The 18,553-nt window shown below is 70.4% G+C and carries 14 protein-coding genes; 4 read left to right on the forward strand and 10 right to left on the reverse strand.

What is annotated here, in order from left to right; genetic code table 11:
- Positions 1-7: 7 nt before the first annotated feature.
- The 4 genes from ACFQV6_RS33680 to ACFQV6_RS33695 form a co-directional block, all read right to left on the reverse strand.
- Positions 8-577, reverse strand: coding sequence for a hypothetical protein (locus ACFQV6_RS33680; protein ID WP_378031695.1), 570 nt, complete (start codon positions 575-577; stop codon positions 8-10).
- Positions 574-5,193, reverse strand: coding sequence for a hypothetical protein (locus ACFQV6_RS33685; RefSeq protein WP_378031696.1), 4,620 nt, complete (start codon positions 5,191-5,193; stop codon positions 574-576). Before ACFQV6_RS33685 ends, ACFQV6_RS33680 begins: the two co-directional genes overlap by 4 nt.
- Positions 5,194-5,383: 190 nt before the next feature.
- Entirely contained in the window at positions 5,384-6,055 is a 672-nt protein-coding gene (locus ACFQV6_RS33690) for an MBL fold metallo-hydrolase (protein ID WP_378031697.1), read from the reverse strand.
- A 42-nt stretch (positions 6,056-6,097) separates the two neighbouring features.
- The gene (locus ACFQV6_RS33695) at positions 6,098-8,662 is read right to left on the reverse strand and encodes an ATP-binding protein (RefSeq protein ID WP_378031698.1); all 2,565 of its coding nucleotides are present in this window, start codon (positions 8,660-8,662) and stop codon (positions 6,098-6,100) included.
- Positions 8,663-8,759: 97 nt separating this feature from the next.
- Here ACFQV6_RS33695 and ACFQV6_RS33700 point away from each other — a divergent pair, with 97 nt between their 5' ends.
- Positions 8,760-9,815, forward strand: coding sequence for a class I SAM-dependent methyltransferase (locus ACFQV6_RS33700; RefSeq protein ID WP_378031699.1), 1,056 nt, complete (start codon positions 8,760-8,762; stop codon positions 9,813-9,815).
- 315 nt (positions 9,816-10,130) lie between these two features.
- Positions 10,131-10,634: a hypothetical protein gene (locus ACFQV6_RS33705; protein ID WP_378031700.1), complete on the forward strand. Its 504-nt coding sequence runs from the start codon at positions 10,131-10,133 to the stop codon at positions 10,632-10,634.
- A gap of 342 nt (positions 10,635-10,976) precedes the next feature.
- On the opposite strand, the gene ACFQV6_RS33710 is transcribed toward ACFQV6_RS33705, so the two are convergent.
- Positions 10,977-12,134 (reverse strand): FAD-dependent oxidoreductase, encoded by a 1,158-nt coding sequence (locus tag ACFQV6_RS33710; protein WP_378031701.1) that lies wholly within the window; start codon positions 12,132-12,134, stop codon positions 10,977-10,979.
- A gap of 27 nt (positions 12,135-12,161) precedes the next feature.
- Between ACFQV6_RS33710 and ACFQV6_RS33715 the strand changes: the two genes are divergently transcribed.
- Together ACFQV6_RS33715 and ACFQV6_RS33720 are read left to right on the forward strand one after the other, a co-directional pair.
- Positions 12,162-13,061, forward strand: a complete 900-nt coding sequence (locus ACFQV6_RS33715) for a helix-turn-helix domain-containing protein (protein WP_378031702.1) — start codon at positions 12,162-12,164, stop codon at positions 13,059-13,061.
- Positions 13,054-13,464, forward strand: a complete 411-nt coding sequence (locus ACFQV6_RS33720; RefSeq protein ID WP_378031703.1) for a VOC family protein — start codon at positions 13,054-13,056, stop codon at positions 13,462-13,464. The genes ACFQV6_RS33715 and ACFQV6_RS33720 overlap by 8 nt, the downstream gene beginning before the upstream one ends.
- Before the next feature lie 234 nt (positions 13,465-13,698).
- Here the strand turns inward: ACFQV6_RS33720 and ACFQV6_RS33725 are convergent, their stop codons facing one another.
- From ACFQV6_RS33725 to ACFQV6_RS33745, 5 genes are all read right to left on the reverse strand, one after another.
- Entirely contained in the window at positions 13,699-14,325 is a 627-nt protein-coding gene (locus ACFQV6_RS33725; protein WP_378031704.1) for a response regulator, read from the reverse strand.
- Positions 14,322-15,584 (reverse strand): sensor histidine kinase, encoded by a 1,263-nt coding sequence (locus ACFQV6_RS33730; RefSeq protein WP_378031766.1) that lies wholly within the window; start codon positions 15,582-15,584, stop codon positions 14,322-14,324. Before ACFQV6_RS33730 ends, ACFQV6_RS33725 begins: the two co-directional genes overlap by 4 nt.
- Before the next feature lie 13 nt (positions 15,585-15,597).
- Positions 15,598-16,338, reverse strand: a complete 741-nt coding sequence (locus tag ACFQV6_RS33735) for an ABC transporter permease (protein WP_378031705.1) — start codon at positions 16,336-16,338, stop codon at positions 15,598-15,600.
- Positions 16,339-16,343: 5 nt separating this feature from the next.
- Complete coding sequence (locus ACFQV6_RS33740) at positions 16,344-17,252, reverse strand: ABC transporter ATP-binding protein (protein ID WP_378031706.1); 909 nt, start codon at positions 17,250-17,252, stop codon at positions 16,344-16,346.
- Between the two features lie 82 nt (positions 17,253-17,334).
- Positions 17,335-18,528 (reverse strand): glycosyltransferase, encoded by a 1,194-nt coding sequence (locus ACFQV6_RS33745; RefSeq protein WP_378031707.1) that lies wholly within the window; start codon positions 18,526-18,528, stop codon positions 17,335-17,337.
- Positions 18,529-18,553: the final 25 nt, after the last annotated feature.

Consider the following 18,553-nt stretch of genomic DNA (forward strand, 5'->3'; position numbering starts at 1 on the left):
ACAGATTTCAGACGGTATCGATCTTTATTCGGGCGTGTGCCTTCGTGGCCATCGGCTGACGGACCTCGATGGTCACCGCGTACTCGCCGACCATGGACACCGAGGTGAGCGCCTGGTAGACGCCCGGGCGCCCGCCCACCTCGGCCATCACGATCGGGCCCTGCAGGTGGGACTGCGGCATGGCGACCATGTCCACGAACGCGGCCACCTGTCCCTTGGCGATCGGGTCGTAGGACCCCGGCGCGCTGACCTGCGCCTCGATCTGGAGCTTCAGGTCACCGAGGTGCCGGAGCTTGAGGTCCACCGCCGCCTGCGGCTGGTTTCCCGCGGGAGCCGCGGTCTCGGCGGGCGCCGAGGCCACCGGGGCAGCCGTCGGGCGCACCACCAGGAAGACCCCGATGGCGAAGACCAGAGCGAGGGTGACGCCCACGCACAGCCCCATGACGAACCCGTGCCGGAACGGGGTCCGCTGCTGGGGATGGCGCTGAGCGGGACGCCGGGGCGCCCGGGCGGGCCGTGCGGCCCGCCCGTTCGTCGTGCCCTTGCGCATCTCATCCGGCAGGACGAAACGACTCACTTCCGGCCGCCGTTGTTCAGCACCGCGGACGGGCTGGTGAACAGCGCGGCCGAGGCCGGCACCGGCTTGTCGGGCAGAGCGATCAGCCCGGTCTGCGCCGTCGCGTGCACCCGGAACAGGCCCCACTGCCCGCTGACGAGGTGCCGGGCCAGGGTGTTCGTCCGGTAGAGGTAGTCACCCGCCACCCCTCGCGGGCCACCCGCGCCGCCGGTCACCGCCGGGTCGAGGTGGATGTCGTAGACCACGCCCGGGTTGAACTGCCCCTGGTTGGCCGCGATCTGCGACTGCGGGTCCTTCCAGGAACGCCGCCAGGTGTGCCCGTGCAGGGCGAAACTGGTGGCCCGGGAGTCGCCGACGGCCTGCGCCACCCGGAATACGGTCTTGTCCCCCGAGTACGCCTGGAACACCGGTGTCGACGGATCCCCGTGCGTGATCGAGCTGAAGATGTTGGTGATGTTCTGGTCGCCGGCGTACCGGTGGGACCAGGGTTCGTTGCGGTAGTTGACGGAGAACTCACCCTGGTCCTCGGCGTCGTCGGCCTGCCGCCCGGGACCCTGGACCAGGTCCAGGTTGTCCGGCACCGGCTGGTCGTCGGCCGGGTTGCCGTTGGTGTCCTTGCGGAACAGCGCCAGGTCGCTGTTGAACAGGACGATGTTCTCCCGGAAGTCGGGCTGCGACGGATGTGCGATCACCGCGCTGGTCCCGCTGGTCAGCGCCGACCCGTTGGCCGGGTTGAGGTAGGTCGAGCCGGCCGGCTCGATCACCAGTGCGCCGTACAGCCCGTGGTGCAGGTGGTTGTGCGGGTCGGCGGCGTCCTGCAGGAGCGCCATCCCGGTCACCGTCGGCGGCAGGTACCACCGGTAGGTGATCGAGCGGCCCGGCGCCACGGTGCCGTCCCGGTTGGGCGTGCCGGCCGGCCAGTACGCGACCGCGCCGAACACGTTGTTCCCGTTCGATGGCGAATGATGATCAACCAGTTGCGGTCGCATCGAGACCCGCGAGCTGACCGGGAACGGCTGGAACCCGGGCACGTTCACCTCGTTGCGGGGTGGCTGGTCGATACAGGCCGGGTACGCGGTGACACCCTCCTTGAAGCCCAGTTGCCCCGGCTCGATGGCCTCGTGACAGTGCGGCTTCATCTTCGCCGCGTCCAGCCGGTTGCTCAGATGCACCTCGACGCAGTCACCCGCGTTGGCCCGGACCACGAGCGGCTCCGGCTGTTTGGTGCCGTTCTGCAGCGCCGGCAGGTCGGCGTCGAGCGCGTACATCACGCCGTTGGGGTCGTGATCGCCCGCCTTGTTGTAGGTGATGTCCTTGTTGATCGCGGAGATCACGAAGCTCTTGGCCGGTGCGCCGGTCGGGCATGGCGTGCCGGGGTCGTCCGGCCCCAGCGCGTCACCGAGCTCACATGGACCGATCGTCCCGTTGTCCGGCAGCTCGTAGAGCCGCTGTTCCGCGTTCAGGTTGTGGTACGGGTCGCAGCCTCTGATCTCGGTGATTCCCCACGCACCGAGGAACAGGTCGTCCGAACCGGTGTAGCTGTAGCTGTAGAAGCGGCTCGGTGGATAGTAGGCGTAGTCACCGCCCTGATGCTCGGTCTTCGCCCGGACGTCGATGTATTCGAGCATCCCGATGTGCTGCGCCTGGACGATGTTGGTCTCCGGATCGGATGGTTCGAAGCCCCATCGGAACCCGTCCCAGGTGAAACCGTGCGACTCCTCCTGCGAGAGCTGGAACAGCCGCAGTTTTATTCGGTCACCGGCGTAGGCCTTCAGATATGGCGTGAACGGCAGCCCGTGCACCGTGGAGTCCATCAGTTTCGACGGATCCTGGTTTCTTCGCGCCTCGAACGGTTCCAGCCGGTAGTTGACGCCCATCACACCCGAGTCGTCGGTGGTCGACGGGAACTTCGCCGGATAGATCGGCACGCCGTCCGGTGTCACGAACTGATCGTCGTTGGTGGTGGCCGAACTGGCCGGCTGGAACATCGGCACGTGGTCCTCGATGAACAGCGAGAAGTTGCGATAGTCCTCGCCGTCGGTGGCCTGGCCGTTGTAGTCGGTGGTGGCGTTGCAGCGGACGTCCACGATGGTGCCGATCTGCACCGCCGCGCCGGTGTTCGGGTTGAAGTACGTACAGCCCGCCGGATGGATCGTCGACCCGCCGAACAGCCCGTTGTCCTGATGGACGTTCGGGAAGAAGTGATCGTGGAAGCTGTTCGTCGCGGTGTCCTCGTGCACGAAGTTGCGGTAGGTGATCTTCTGCCCGACGTCGGCACCCTGGTCGTAGTTCCAGCCGTTCGCCGCGCCGTCCGAGGAGAGCACGTCGAACTGCACCATGTGCTGGTGCAGGCCGACCTCGTTGGTCTCCTGTGCCCGGTCGAAGATGGTGCCGCCGAACTCCCGTGGCAGCCGGTTGGTCAGGTTGTAGACCACGCAGTCACCGACGTTGAGCAGTGGGGAGAACGGTTCTGGCTTCTGTCCCGCCTCCACCGCGGCTCGCTGTGACTCCAGGACGTACACCCGGCTCTGTGGGTTCGTCCACTTCAGATCGTCGTTGTAGGTCTGGGCTATCTCGATGGCCGCGATGTCGAAGGTCTTCACCGGCCGGCCGGTCGGGCAGGGGTTCTGGAAGAAGCCGCCGGCCACCTGGGCTCCCGGGTCCGCCGCGGCCTTCTCCAGCGTGGTGGGCGGGAAGGCACCGCCGGCCTGCCGGGTGCTCACGCCGAGCGGTGGTTTGGGCGCCTTGAAGCCGAACTTGCCCGGGATGAAGAGCGGGTAGCCGGGTGTCGCGGTGGTGACGGCGGGCGGATCCTGCCGCCCGGCGACCGTCGGCTGATAGTCGAAGTCCTCCAGCGGGAAGAGTGCCGGGATCGGTGTGCCGTCCGGGTTGGCCCGGTTACCGGTCTCCCGCTTGTCGATCGTCCGGTTCAGTCCCCACATGCCGGTCGCGAAGTGTGGATAGAGATGGCAGTGGAAGATGATGTCGCCGAACGTGGCCTGCTTGTCCTTGTGCGCCGAGCCGGCACCACCCTGCGCGATCAGGCTGTAGTGCGCGCCCGGGCTGACCGACTGCACGTCCAGGATGTTCGTGGTCTTGGTGATGTTCGTCGGCTTGGAGATCTCGGCCAGGCCACCCTCGTCCTTGGGGTCGAAGGGCCACCTGTTCACGTGCCAGTGGAACGTGTGCGTCTCGAACTCGGCCGGGTGCAGCAGCCGGATCTGCATCGGCTCGCCGCGGTAGTTGGCCCAGACCAGGTCACCGGCACCGGGGTCACCGAACGCCCACGACGAGAGGCTGGTCTCCTCGCCGATGCACGCCTCGGCCTGGAAGCCCTGCCCGGACGCGGTGGCGGCGGGACAGCCCACCTCCTCGCGGTTGAAGCCGGGCTCGGACCGGTAGTTGAACGCGAACCACTCGAGCTTGACCGGGATCTCGCCCTGGACGAGAGCGTCGGCGTCGCCACCACCCAGGCCCGGCAGGGTTCCCTTGGTGAGCTTGGCGAGTTGGGCAGCGGTCGGCTGGACGCACTCGTTGCCACCGGCGTCGTCATCGTCGTCGTCGCCGTCGCGGCAGAAGCGGGTCAGCACACCCGGCTCCGCCTCCACCTCGTCGTGGATGAAGAGCACGTGCTCCCGGAAGTCGGGCTGGCTCGGGTGCTTGATGACGGCCCGGCTGCCGGAGGCCAGCGGGCCGCCGGTACGAGCGTCCACCCAGGTCGCGCCGGCCGCCTCGACGACGACGGCGCCGAACGCGCCGAACGAGTGCGAGCCGATGAAGCGGACCTTGCCGTTGCCGTCGACCGGCCGGGTCTCCTGCGAGGTGAAGTCCGCGCCGTCCTTGAACTGGAACTCCCCCTCGGTCCGGGCGGACAGCTTGTAGGTGATCGTCGCGCCCGGCTTGGCGGTGGAGTCGGGGTTGTTGCCGACGGCGGCACCGTCGGAGCCCTTGACGTCGTAGTCCAGGCCGTCGAAGTGCATCGAGGCGTTCGGCGCGGTGGACGGGTCGAAGTCGTTGTCCGGCTGGGTGAGCGCCGGGGCGAACTCACGCGGATTGGGCGTGACGGTGCCGGCCGCGCGCAGGGTCTCGCCGGGCAACGTGAAGATCGACGAGTTGCGGGTGAACGACGGCGCCGCCTCGTTGAGGCGGTTGGTGAACTTCACCTCGACGCAGTCACCCTGGTTGACCCGGATCGCCAGCGGCTCGATCAGGTCGTTCTCGGCCGCCTTGGCCGGGTTGGCCGCCTGGGTGAAGGTCTGCCGCACCTTGCTGACGTTCTCGTCCAGAACGTACATGCGGCCCTCGGGGACGACGTCTCCGAAGCGGTTCAGGAAGATCGGGACGTTGATCAGCGAGACGTTGAACGTCTTGGTCGCCTGTCCGGTCGTGCATGGATTGCCGGGACCGGTCGCCGGTGGTGGCGCCGGCAGGGCCGCCGCGGTGGCGGTGGCCACCATCCAGAGGGCGCCGCCGGCCAGCGAGAGCCAGAGGCCGGCCCCGATGGCCAGGACCGCCTTGCCGATCGGGGTGCGGCGTCTGCCCGCCTTGAAGAAGGCCAGCGAGAGGATCGCCAGGATGAGTAGGACTTGGGATGCGTCCGCGATGGGATGACCCATGTACGTTTCCCCCGTGTCGATATGTCGGGGGCCTCGTGCCAGGGCAGGCGGCAGCGACACCGGACCGTTACCCTGAGGAGCCCCCGTGACTACCCAGTGTCGCCAGGGCAGCATTCCAATTGAAGGTTTTCAATGTCAACCCTGATTGGAACCGTTCCAGCACAGGGGCCGGTGGAACGGACATATCGATCTAGGAGACAGCCTTACGAAAGACCTCCGCGGCCATGCCGGTGACCGCTCGGCCGTGACCGAAGACGGCGTGCTCGAACTCCAGCTCGGCGAGCCGCGCGAGGCTGTTCCCGGCCCCGGCGGGATCGGCGGTCACCACCCGGGGCGGGCCGGTGACCCGGCCCCGCCGGCTGGCCGCCGCGTCGCCGGCGAAGAGCACCCCGCCGGCCCGGTCGAGCAGGAACGAGACGTGACCTCGGGTGTGGCCGGGCGTGTGCAGGGCGGTGAAGCCCGGCACCGGCTCGCTGCCGTCAGCGGTGATCAGCTGGTCGATCTTCGTGGGCTGGACCGTGCCGATCAGGCGGCCGACCAGCTTGCCGATCGGGCCCGCCGGAGCGGCCGGCGGGAACGCCCCGGTGATGTGCGGAGCGTCGGCGGCATGCGCGATCGCCCGCGCACCGGTGCGTTTACGCAGGTCGGCCAGGTTGCCGACATGATCGGGGTGGTGGTGGGTGACGAGGATCGTGGTCACCTCGCCGAGCGAGCGGCGGATCCCCCGCAAACCTCGCTCGATCAGCGGCGACCGGCCGGGCAGCCCGGTGTCGACGAGGACAAGACCGTCGTCGGTGACAACCAGGTGCACGTTGACGTAACCCAGGCGGAGCTCGAAGACCCCGTCGACCACTTCCCGCACCCCAAGATTCTCTCAGCTGACCGAGAGTGATCGCGACGGGTCTCAGGACAGCAGCCTCAGTTCGCGGGCCCGGGACACCGCCTCCTGACGGGACCGGGCACTCAGCTTGGCGAGCACGGCAGCAACGTGGGCGTCGACGGTACGGACCGACAGGACCAGGCGGGCGGCGATCTCCGGGTTGCTCAGGCCGGCGGCGAGCAGGCGCAACACCTCGCCCTGGCGACCGGTCAGGCCCGCCGCGTTCTTCCGGGTGGCGGGCTGCGGCCCGCGCGGGATCCGGGCGACACCCAGCTCACGCAGGCGGGACCGGACACGGCGGGCCAGGGGGTCGGCGCCCAGGCTGTCGAGCACACGCACCGCGGTCAGCAGGTCGTCCGGGTCGTCGCTGTGGCTCAGCGCCACCGCCTGGTCGTAGCGGCACCCCGACCGGCCCCAGTGCCGGGCGGCCTCATCCGGGCGGCCGGCGGTCGTCAGCCCGTACGGAAAAAGAAGCGGAACGTCAGCACCCAGCCGGTGCAACCAGTAACCGAACGCACCCAGCCGGCGCCCGCCCTCCGCGGCCAGCATCTGCCGGAAGACCGGCGTCAGCCGGGCGGCGGCCGCGACGTCGCCGCGCAACCAGGCGGCCTCGGCCATCGCGGCACCCGCCGGGCCGACCCGCTGCGCCTCACCGATGCTCCGGGCGATCTCCCACGCCTCCGCGATCAGCTCGTCACCACCCGGCAGGCCACGGCGGACCCGGCTCAGGCCCAGCACCACCAGAGCGGGCGTACGCATCATCGCCGGCGCCCCCGACTCCCACCGGGCGTGCGCCTCCGCCTCGTCCCACTCGCTCAGCAAGAAGTGCACCATCGACCGGGTGATGTGCAGGTAGCGCAGGAAGCCCAGCACCTCACCACGCTCGGCGAACGCCATGCCCTCGTCGAGCAACCGGCCCGCCTCGGCCAGCTTCAGCTCGTCCAGCAGGTGCCAGGCGATGTTCGTGTAGGCCCGGCACGCGTGATCACCCTCCCCGGCGGCAAGGGCGACGGCCAGGCTCTCCTCCAGCAGTTGCCGGCCGCGCGGATCGTCGTTGTCCCAGAGCGCGAAGCCGACGTTGTTCAGCGCGTGCGACAGGATCCCGTCCACACCGGCGGCCCGGGCCAGGACGATCGCCCGCTCCCCCACGGCGACCGCCGCGGCGCTCTGCCCGGCGAGTGCGAAGAGCTGCGACTGGTTGCTCAGGCCGAAGGCGAGCGCGGTGTCGTCACCGGCGTCCTCCAGCACGTCGACCGCCTCGATCGCGGTCCGATCCGCGGCCGGGCGATCGCCTGCGTACCAGTACACCCGGGACAGCCGGCGCAGCGCGAGACCCAGCGCGACCCGGTCGCTGATGCCGCGTCGCAGGGCGACCGCTTCCCGCTGTGCGGTGACGGCCGGATCGTCCAGGCCGAGGGTGTAGCACTCCTCGGCGTACGCCTCCAGCAGTCCCGCCCGCTCGGCCGGCGGAAAGGCGGTCCGGTGCTCCAGCACCAGCCGGTAGTGTGCGGCGGCCTCCCGGTGCGAACCCGCGGCGACCGCCTCCGCCGCCGCGGCCGGCGCGTATCGCACGATCAGGTCGGTGTCGCCGGCCTCGGCTGCGTGGTGCACCAGCCGCGACAGGTCCACACCACCGCGCTCCAGCAGCGCGGCCAGCACCGCGCGGTTGGCGGCGATCCGGCGGGACGCGGTCAGCGAGGCCACCACCGCGCGCCGCATCAGCTCGTGCCGGAAACCCACCCGGGCCGGCGTCACCGTCAGCATGCCGCGCTGCTCGGCGGGTGCCAGCGTGTCCAGACCGCCGGGCACTACCGCGTCGACGAGCCAGCGCTCCACGGTGGACGGCACCACCGCGAGCCGGCCGAGGGCATCCCGGCACTCCGGGTCGAGCGAGTGGAGCCGCGCGTGCACCGCCTCGGTCACCGTGGCCGGGACACCGTCGGTCTCGCCGGCCCCCAGCAACTCGGTCACGAAGAACGGGTTGCCGGAAGTGATCGTGAAGACCCGGTCGGCGTCACCCTCACCCACCAGGCTGCGCACCGCGCTCCTCGACAGCCGGGCCAGCGGCAGCCGGGACACCGGGTTCGCCGCCACCACACCGAGCAGGCCGCGCACCGGATGACCGGAACCGATCTCGTCGTCCCGGTACGTCGCGACGAGCACCGCCGGCAGCGCCGAGATCCGCCGCACCAGGAAGCGCAACACGTCGAGCGTCGCCTCGTCCGCCCAGTGCAGGTCCTCCACCACCAGCACCGTGGGATGACCGGGCCAGTCCAGCTCGGCGCGGAACGCCTCGAACACCGCGGACCGGTCACCGGAGCCGAGCGCCTCGGTGAGCGTCGTGCCGACCTTGCCGATCAGATCGCGCAGCGGACCCAGCACCCGCGGCGTGGCCAGGTCGTCGCAATAGCCGACCAGCAGCCGCCCCTCAGCCGGCAGCACCGACCGCAGGGCCTCCACCACGCTCGACTTGCCGATCCCGGCCTCACCGGTGACGAGCACGACGGAACCCTGGCCGTCCCGGGCCCGCCGGGCGGCGGCACCGAGCTCGGCCAGTTCGCGATCGCGCTCCAGAAGGGACCGGCGCATGCGGCAGATTCTAGGTAGCGACTTAGGTGGTTCCCGTCGCCGAGCTAGGTAGTTGACACGGATTTCCCTGGTCGCGCCCGCCCGTAGAAACGAACGCATGACAGTCAACGAGACAAAACTGATGGATTTCGTCCACAAGTTCGTCGGCGACCTCGGCGCCACCATGGCGGCCGGCGGCATCGTGATCGGCTGCCGGCTCGGCCTGTACCGGGCCCTCGGCGCCGCACCAGCCCTGCCCGAGGAACTCGCCCGGCTCACCAACACCGCGCCCCGCTACGTCGAGGAGTGGCTGCGCGGCCAGGCGGCCGGCGGTTACGTCGAGTACGACGCGGCGACCGGCCGCTACTCGCTCACCGAGGAGCAGGCGTTCTGTCTCACCGATCCGGACGGCCCGATCTTCGCCCCCGGCGCCTTCCAGCTGGCACTCGGCGCCCTCAAGGCCGAGCCGAAGATCGTCGACGCGTTCCGCACCGGAGCGGGCCTCGGCTGGCACGAGCACGACGAGGACGTCTTCACCGGCTGTGAGCGCTTCTTCCGGCCCGGATACAGCGCCAACCTGGTCAGCCAGTGGCTGCCGGCACTCGGCGGGGTCGAGGAGAAGCTGCGGCGCGGCGTACGGGTGGCCGACGTCGGCTGCGGTCACGGTGCGTCGACGGTGCTGATGGCGGAGGCGTATCCGGCATCGGTGTTCACCGGCTCCGACTATCACCACGACTCCGTCGACCAGGCGCGCAAGCGTGCGGCGTCGGCCGGGCTGGACGGGCGGGTGCAGTTCGAGGCGGCGGGGGCGCAAGGTTTCAGCGGGGGACCGTACGACCTGGTCACCACGTTCGACGCGCTCCACGACATGGGCGACCCGCTGGGTGCGGCCCGGCACGTGCTCTCCCAGCTCACCCCCGACGGCACCTGGATGATCGTCGAGCCGGCGGCGGGCGACACGGTGAGTGACAATTTGAACCCGGTCGGGCGCGTGTACTACTCGTTCTCCGCGTTCCTGTGCGTGCCGAGCGCGCTGTCCCAGGAGGGCGGGTATTCGCTGGGCGCCCAAGCCGGCGAGGAACCGATCCGCCGCCTGGTCAACGACGCGGGCTTCACGCGGTTCCGCCGAGCTGCGGAAACACCCTTCAACAACGTTTATGAGGCAAAACCCTGATTTTGTACGATCCACGCGCAGTCACCGGGCTACACCGCGATCCGGGTGGGTGCTGCGGGCCGCTGCGCGCCCGCCGGGCTGTGAGTGGGTGGTCACCGGGTGCGGCTCCACATACCGCGAGCCGCCGGCGCCGAGGGGGCGCCGGCGGCTTTCGCCGTCGGGGTCGCGGCTTTCGTCGTCGTTCGCCGCTGTTCGGGGTGGGAGTCCGAAACCGACCAGAAGGTGTAACACGGATTTGATCGTCATGCGGTGGTGCGACAGGTGGAACGGGGTAGGTAAGAATGCTGTCGGCCATCCGATCGGAAAGGATCACGCGTGACGGACGAACCGCTCTACGCACAGTTGGGCTACACCGACTCCGAATGGGGCCTGCTCACCGGCTTGCCGCAATCGGTGCTCACCGCGGCGAGCGCCGCCACCCCGGACAGCGCACGCAAGACCCGCGCCGAGAGCGCGGCCGGGCTCGACCGCATCTCCGACGCCCGGGCCTCGGCGAGCCGACTGGTCTCCGCCGTCGCCTCCGCGGCGGTTGCCGAGGCCGGCGACCCGGAGATCGGCGAGGAACCGCCGGTCATCGAGCCCAGCGACCCCACCGGCTACGCCACCGACGTACTCGGCCGCGCCGGCGAGGCAGCCTCCCTGCTCGCCACGAAGGCATCACTCGCCGACGCCGAAACCTACCGCCACTGGCTCCTGGAGATCGCCGACGCGGTCGTGGGCGCCGCCTCAACCGGCGGCCTCCTCGGCATCGGCTCCGAACCCGTGACCGAAAACGAGCGCTCCTTCCGCGACGACCTCGCCCGAGCGCTCTCCGCCTGATCCACCGTGTGAAGTTCGGGCGCCCCCACTCCCGAACTTCACACTCCCCACCCCGCCCACCGTCACCCCGCCCGCGCACCCCGCACCCCGCGCACCCCGCACCCCGCACCCCGCACCCCGCGCATCCCAGCGCCCCGCGCATCCCCCGCCCGCGGATCACCCGCGCCCCGCGCATCCCGTATATCCGGGCATCCCTCGCGTCTTCTGCATCCCGCGCATCTCAGCTGGCGGACACCAAACGTCAAACCTGGGAAAGTCGCTCGTTTACCCACGTCATGGGCCTTGTCAGCGCACACGCAACTCCAATGTGTGCGGCTACGCTCCCACCGGCGGACGGCGTGTTCAGGCGGTGGGTGGGCGCCAGGTGAGGATCGGGTCCATTTGGCGCAGGACCAGGTCGGGGCCGAGTTTGCCGGTCAGCGACATGGCGGTGTTGCGTAGCCACTCGGCGGCGGGGTTGTCGAGGGCTGCCATGCGGCCGATGCGGCGGGAGGCGCGGGCTACGTCGGTGGTGCGGGGCAGGCGCTCGGCGGTGTACCGGCTGAGGGTGTCGGCGTGGGTCGCGAGCACTATGGCGTCCTCCAGGGCCTGGCAGGCGCCCTGTCCCAGGTTGGGGGTCATGGCGTGCGCGGCGTCGCCGAGGAGGGCGACCTTGCCGGAGTGGAAGCGGGGCAGGGGCTCGTCGAGGCAGCGGATGTCGGTGCGGGTGACCGTGGTGGCGGCGGCGATCAGGGAGGGGATCGGCTCGTGCCATCCGGCGAAGTGGCGGAGCATCTCGGCCCGCTCGTCGACAGCTCGGCCGTCGGGGGTGGCCGGAGCGGTGGCGTAGCAGTAGACGCGGCCGTCGCCGAGGAGGGCGACACCGAAGACTTTGCCGGCGCCCCAGGTCTCGGTGGGCAGGATGGTGCCGCCGGGGTGGGGGACGACTATTCGCCAGCTGGTGACGCCCGTGTGGACCGGGCCGGGGTGGTCGGGGAAGAGTTTCGCCCGGATGCGGGAGTGCAGCCCGTCCGCCGCGACCACAAGATCCGCGGTGAGAGTCTCAGCAGCGGTGAGCACTCGACCGGTGGTGGGGTCGACGGCCTCGGCGGTGACCACTCGCCCGGATGTGGGCTCGACGTCTTCGGCGGTGCGGCCGAGGAGGAGGGTGCCGGGGGTGAGTGCATCGGCCAGTACGCCGACGAGGGTGGCGCGGTGCACGATGATGACCGGCTCGCCGAAGCGCTCGGTGGCGCGGGTCGCGTCGGTGCGGGTGATCCAGGCGCCGTCCGGGCGCTGGATGCCGGCGGCGCCCTGGAGGCCGGAGAGTTCGCGCAGGTGGGAGCCGACTCCCAGGGCGTCGAGGACGCGTAGCGCGTTCGGGGCGACGGCCAGGCCGGCGCCGACGGGGTCGAGTTGGGGGGCGCGTTCGAGGATGGTGACGTCCCAGCCGCGGCGTTGGAGCGCCAATCCGGTCGCAAGTCCGCCGATTCCGGCTCCGATGACCACCGCACGCGACATTCCCCGATCTTCGCAGATAATCGGACGATGGTGCTCGAGGAGAGCGCGACAACCCGGCCGGCAGGGGTGCTGGACGGGAACACGCCTGCCCGGCCGCTGGACGAATATGCGCTGGGGCGGCCGGCGGGGATGTTGCGGCCGTTTGTTGCCCGGTACTCCGGATATCGGCAGCGAGGGCTGGCTCCGGCGCGGCATCGGGGGCTGCCGTCGCCGTTTCTGACGTTGATCTTCACGATGGAGGATCCGCTGGTGGTCGCCGTGCATCCGGATCCGCGGCAGGGGGCGGGGCGGTACTCGGCGCTGCTCGGCGGGCTGCATCTCGCGCCCGCGCTGATCACGCACGACGGGTGCCAGTCGGGGGTGCAGGTCGCTGTGCATCCGGTCGGTTGCCGGGCGCTGCTCGGGCTGCCCGCGGGCGAGCTGGCCGGGCTGGACGTGGCGGCGTCGGCGGTGCTCGGTGAGCGGTTCGTGGGTGAGGTGCGGGAGCGGTTGTGTGCGGCGGCGGACTGGCCGGCCCGCTTCGCGGTCCTCGACACCATGCTGGGCGGGCTGTTGCGGGACGGGCACGGTCCCAACCAGGTGGGGTACGCGTTCCGAAGGCTTCTGCACGCCACCGTGCCGATTGCCGAGCTCGCCGCCGAGGTCGGGTGGAGCGGCCGATACCTGACCGATCGGTTCCGCACCGAGGTGGGCCTGCGCCCGAAGGAGGCGGCCCGGGTGGCCCGGTTCGATCGGGCCCGGCGCGCGGTGCGGCCTGGTGTGCGGCTCGCCGACGTGGCCGCGTCGCACGGGTACGCCGACCAGTCGCACCTGGTCCGTGACTTTCAGGCGTTCGCGGGGTGCTCGCCGACCCGCTGGATGGCCGACGAGTTCGGTTTCGTCCAAGCCGCGGCGGCTGCCTCGGACGACGATGAGGGGCATGACTGATACGACTCCGGCACCGCAGGTGTGGCCGACGTTGCGGGCGAACGACGCCCGGGCTCTGATCCGGTTCCTGGTGGACGCGTTCGGGTTCGAGGAGACCGTCTCGTACGGTGAGGGCGACCGGGTGGACCACTGTCAGCTGAGCTGGCCGCCGGGTGGGGGCATCATGCTCGGGTCGGTGCGGGACGATCCGGACGACAAGTGGGCTCTGCGGCCGGGGACGTTCGGGGCGTATGTGGTCACCGACGAGCCGGATGCGCTGCATGAGCGGGCGGCCAAGGCCGGTGCGACGATCGTGAAGGAGCCGTTCGACACTGATTACGGGTCGAGGGATTTCAGTGCCCGGGATCCGGAGGGCAACCTGTGGGCGTTCGGGACCTATCGGGGTGAGCCCCGCCGGAGCTGATGAGCCGGAGGCCGGGGTGAGGCCCGCCGGAGCTGATGAGCCGGAGGCCGGGGTGAGGCCCGCCGGAGCTGATGGGCCGGAGGCCGGGGTGAGGCCCGCCGGAGCTGATGGGCCGGAGGCGGGGTGAGGCCCGCCGGAGTTCATGAGCCGGCGGCGGGGGACGGCCCGGTGGATCGCCGGGCCGGTCCGCGACGGCTGGTGGGACTTTGCGTGGGTCGTACCGAAAAAAGGTTTTCAGTCACGTCCCAGCAGGCCGCGTTCGAAGGCCGTGGCCACCGCGGCGGCGCGGTCGCGGACGCCGAGTTTCGCGTACGCGTGAAGCAGGTGAGTCTTGACGGTCGCCTCGCTGATGAAAAGGCGCCCGGCGGTCTCCCGGTTGGAGCAGCCCTGCGCGATGAGCGAGAGAACCTCCAGCTCGCGCTGGCTCAGCGGCTCCTTCGCCGGTGAGCGAAGCTGGCCCATGAGACGGCCGGCGACCGCCGGTGACAGCACCGACTCTCCGCGGTGCGCGGCCAGCACGGCGCGGAACAGCTCCTCGCGCGGGGTGTCCTTGAGCAGGTAGCCGGTCGCCCCCGCCTTGATCGCCGGAAGCACGTCGGTGTCGGTGTCGTAGGTGGTCAGCACCAGCACGCGCGCCGCCGAACCCCGGGCCTTCAGCTCCCGGATCGTGGTGACGCCGTCCATGATCGGCATGCGCAGGTCCATCAGCACCACGTCGGGCGCGACGGCGGCGGTGACGGCGAGGGCCTCCCGCCCGTCGCCGGCCTCACCCAGCACGGTGAACCGGTCGTCGCCGTCGAACATGCCGCGCAACCCGTCCCGGACCACCGGGTGATCGTCGACGATGACCAGCTTGATCATGCAGCGCTCCCGATCGCGATCGCCGGTACGCAAGCGGAGATCGCTGTCCCCGCGCCCGGCTCCGATTCCACCTCGAGGGTTCCGGCGATGCGGGACAGCCGTTCCCGCATCCCCCGCAGCCCGAACCCGCCGTCGTCGCCGGTCTCGCGAGGCAGGGCCGGGTCGAAGCCCGTTCCGTCGTCGCGGACGTCGAGGGTCACCACATCCTCCATGTAGGACAGTGTGAGGCCGACCCGGCCGGCGTCGGCGTGCTTGGCCACGTTGGCGAGCGCCTCCTGAGCCGTCCGCAGCAGGGTGGCTTCGATCTCCGGCAGCAGCGGCCGCGCCGTTCCGGTGGTGATGAGCTCGGCCCGGACCCCGTGCATACCGGTCCAGCCGCGCACCACGTCGTCGAGCGCCTCGGGCAGCTGGGCCGCGGCCAGCGGCTGCGGGCGCAGCGCCTGCACCGACCGGCGCGCCTCGGTGAGGCTCTCCCGGGCCAGCCGTTTCGCCGACGCGAGGTGACGATCGCGTTCGCCGGGATGGGCCTCGGCCGCCTCCAGCTGGGTGACGATACCGGTGAGGCCCTGTGCCAGCACGTCGTGGATCTCGCCGGCCATCCGCTGCCGCTCGTCGAGAACGCCCGCCTCCCGGGCCTGCGCCACGAGCTGGGCGTGCAGGCCGGCGTTCTCCTTGAGCGCCTTCTCGAGCTTGGTGTTCGCCTCGGCCAGATCGTCGATCGTCTGGCTGCGGCGGACGGCGGTCTCCTCGGACTTGGTCTCCACGGAGAGCATCACCGACGCGATGAGCAGGTTGCAGGCGAGGACGGCGCCGTAGAGGAACGCCGCGTCGCCCCAGCCGATGTTCTGGAAGCCGCCGATCTGCGAGCCGGCCGCGATGGCGGCCACCGGGATCGCTCCGAGGATCCGCCACCGGCCGGGCAGTGCGTAGGCGGTGAAGAGGTAGCCGGTCCAGCTGAAGACGCCGTAGAACGGGCTGCACCAGACGAGGAGTCCACTGAGGACGAGCTGCCCGGTCAGGAAGATCGCCATGAGGCCCCGGCGCCTGTCCCAGGACGGGTGCAGGGTGATCCACCACAGCAGCCAGAGCGCTGTCGCGGCGGTCAGGCCCAGGACCACCGGAAGCGGGCGGGTGGGCAGGTCGGTGTTGCGGGTGGCGAGCGCCAGGACCAGGGAGCCGGCGAGGGTGCCGTAGGTGAGCCAGGTGAGCCACCACTGGCGGACCTGGGTGGAGCCCTCGGATTCCTCCGCGTCCAGCATGTCCGTCACCCCGTCATTCCCAGCGGAAGAGCTTCACCGCGGCGGCGCCGCAGATCACCAGATATCCCAGGAGCACGGTAACCGAGAGCAGGGACGGCGACTGTCCGGTGAGGGAGTCGGTGAGCAGCTGCTGCCCGGCGGCCAGCGGGGTGAAATCGCTGATCGTGTGCAGCACGTCGGGCATGAACTCGCGGGGAACCCAGAGGCCGGCGAAGAACATGAACGGAAAGAAGAGGACCGTGCCGATCGTGTTGGCGGCCTTTCCGGTCGGCGCCAGCGCGGCCACCAGCAGCCCGAAGGCGAACAGGCCGGCACAGCAGAGCACAACCGCGAGCAGGAAGGTCAACGGGTTCTTCGGCAACGGCACGCCGAAAGCGAGGTTCGCGACCGTGAACACCAGCACTGTGGACATCAGCACGATGACCAGGTTCATCGTGACCTGAGCGCCGAGCAGCGCGAGTGGCCGGACCGGCGTGGTGGCGAGCCGCCGCAGGATGCCCCGCTCGCGGTAGGTGGCGAGCACCGCCGGCATGCCCTGCAACCCGACGATGGCGATCGCGATGCCGAGCGCGAGACCGGCATAGAGGTCGATGACCCGGAGACCGCCGAGCTCCGGCGGCGCCTCCTTCATGGACGGGACATTGCCGAGGATCACCACCAGCAGGACCGGGAAGACCAGGGTGAAGAAGGCGTACAGCGGGTCGCGCAGAGAGATCTTGAACTCGGTCAGGGTCAGCTTGGTGAAGACGGACATCGGAGTCACTCCTCGGTTTTCAGTTCGCGGCCGGTCAGGTGGACGAAGGCATCGTCGAGGGTGGCCTGCTCCATGCGCAGTTCAGCGGCGACGATGCCGTTGCTCGCGAGCACCGAGACGACGGCGTAGAGCAGGTTGCCGGTGCCGGTCACCTCGATCCGCTCACCCTGCCGCCGCACCTCGCGGACCTCGGGCAGGACGGTGAGCAGCTCGTCGTCCATCGCTGTGGTGGGGCGGAAGCGGATCCGCTGCTCGTCGGAGGCCCGCTCGACCAGGCCGGCCGGGGTCTCCAGGGCGACGACCTCACCCTTGTCGATCACCGCGATGCGGTCGCAGAGGCGCTCGGCCTCCTCCATGAAGTGGGTGACCAGGATCAGCGTGACACCGCGGTCGCGGATCCCCGAGATCAGGTCCCAGGTGTCCCGGCGGGCCTTCGGGTCGAGGCCCGTGGTCAGCTCGTCCAGGATGGCGATCCTGGGGTTGCCGATCAGGGCCAGCGCGATCGACAGGCGCTGCTTCTGCCCACCGGACAGCTTGCCGAACCGGGTGCCCAGCTTGGCCTCGAGACCCAGGTCGCCGGCGAGCTTCCGCCAGTCGGCCGGGTCGGGGTAGAAGGTGCTGTAGAGCTCCAGCGCCTCGCGGACGGTCAGCTTCTCCTGAAGCTCCGCCTCCTGCAGCTGCACACCGACCTCGGCGCGCAGGCTCGGGTCGGCCGGGCTGCGGCCGAGCACGCTGATGGTGCCGGAGTCGGGGGTACGCAGCCCGGCGATGCACTCGACGGTGGTGGTCTTGCCGGCGCCGTTCGGCCCGAGGATCCCGAAGATCTCACCGGGATCGACGGCGAACGACACGTCCCGTACGGCGACGGTTTCGCCGTACCTCTTGGCCAGGTTCTTGACCTCGATGACTGTCATGCACCCAGCGTCGCGGAAACACCGGGGTGCCCGAATCGATCAGCGAGCGGGAACGGCGATCAACCGATCGGTGGATGCCGTACTAAGCCACTGCTTCGGAATTCACGTCAGGGGTCGTGCGGCGGAGGCCGGTCACGGCGGAGTAGACGGAGCCGACCTGGGCGGCGACGCGCTTCCAGGAGTACGCCTGGCGGGCGCGGTCGAGGGCCGCGGTCGCGTACGTGAAGCGGCGCACCTTGTCGTTGACCAGCCGGCGCAGCGCACTGCCCAGCGCCCGCGGGTCACGGTCGGCGACCAGGTCACCGGTGAGGCCGTCCACCACGGTCTCGGTCAGGGCGCCGCCGGCGGTCCCCACCACCGGCACACCGCAGGCCATCGCCTCGAGAGCCGAGTGCTCCTCCCAGGAGGTGGCGAACAGCAGGTCGGCGGAGCGGTACCAGGCGGGCATGTCGCGGTGCGGCACCGAACCGACAAGCTTGAACCGGTCGGCGACGCGGAACTGCTCGGCCATCGCCCGGAGCACCTTCGCACCCGGGTCGGCGGGCAGCTGCTCCGGCGACGGGCCGCCGATCACCACCACCTCGGCGCCGGGAACGTACTGCATGGCCTGGATGACGTCGCCGTAACCCTTGCGCTCGACGAGCTTGCCGACCGAGAGGATGCGGGGGCGCTCCGGGTCGCGAGCCACGGCCGGGCCGTCCGGGGTGAACCGGTCACTGTTCACCCCGGCCGGGACTACGGACAGACGTGCTCTCGGAACGCCGATGCGCACGAGTCCTCGTACCTCATCCTGGGTCTGTGCGACCACCCGGTCCACCGCCCGGCCGAGCGCACGCTCGTAGCCGGACCGGGACGGGCCGTTCTGCTTCTCGCCGGTCTCCAGATCGCCCAGCTCGTGGAACGACTGCACCACCGGGATGCCGATCTGGCGGGCGGCGGTGACGGCGGCGAGCCCACTGGTCCAGAAGTGGGCGTGCGCGACGTCCGGCGCCCAGTTGCCACGGGTCCACATCTCCCCCAGCACCCGGGCGAACTCACCCATGTGCGGCAGCAGCAGATCCGGCGGGATGGGCTGGGCCGGGCCCGCCACGACGTTCACGACGTGCACGCCACTGGGTGTGAGCACCACCTCGGCGACGTCCGGGTCCTCCCGACGGGTGTACACACGTACGTCGTTACCGAGTTCCGCCAGAGCCTCAGAGAGCTCGGCGACATGGGCGTGCTGGTCGCCGGCGCCGAGCGGGCTGGCGTGCTCGGAGATCATCGCAATTCGCACGGGAGCTCCTCCAGCCGGAATCGAA

The organism is Actinoplanes sp. GCM10030250 (assembly GCF_042666575.1).
Lineage (GTDB): Bacteria > Actinomycetota > Actinomycetes > Mycobacteriales > Micromonosporaceae > Actinoplanes.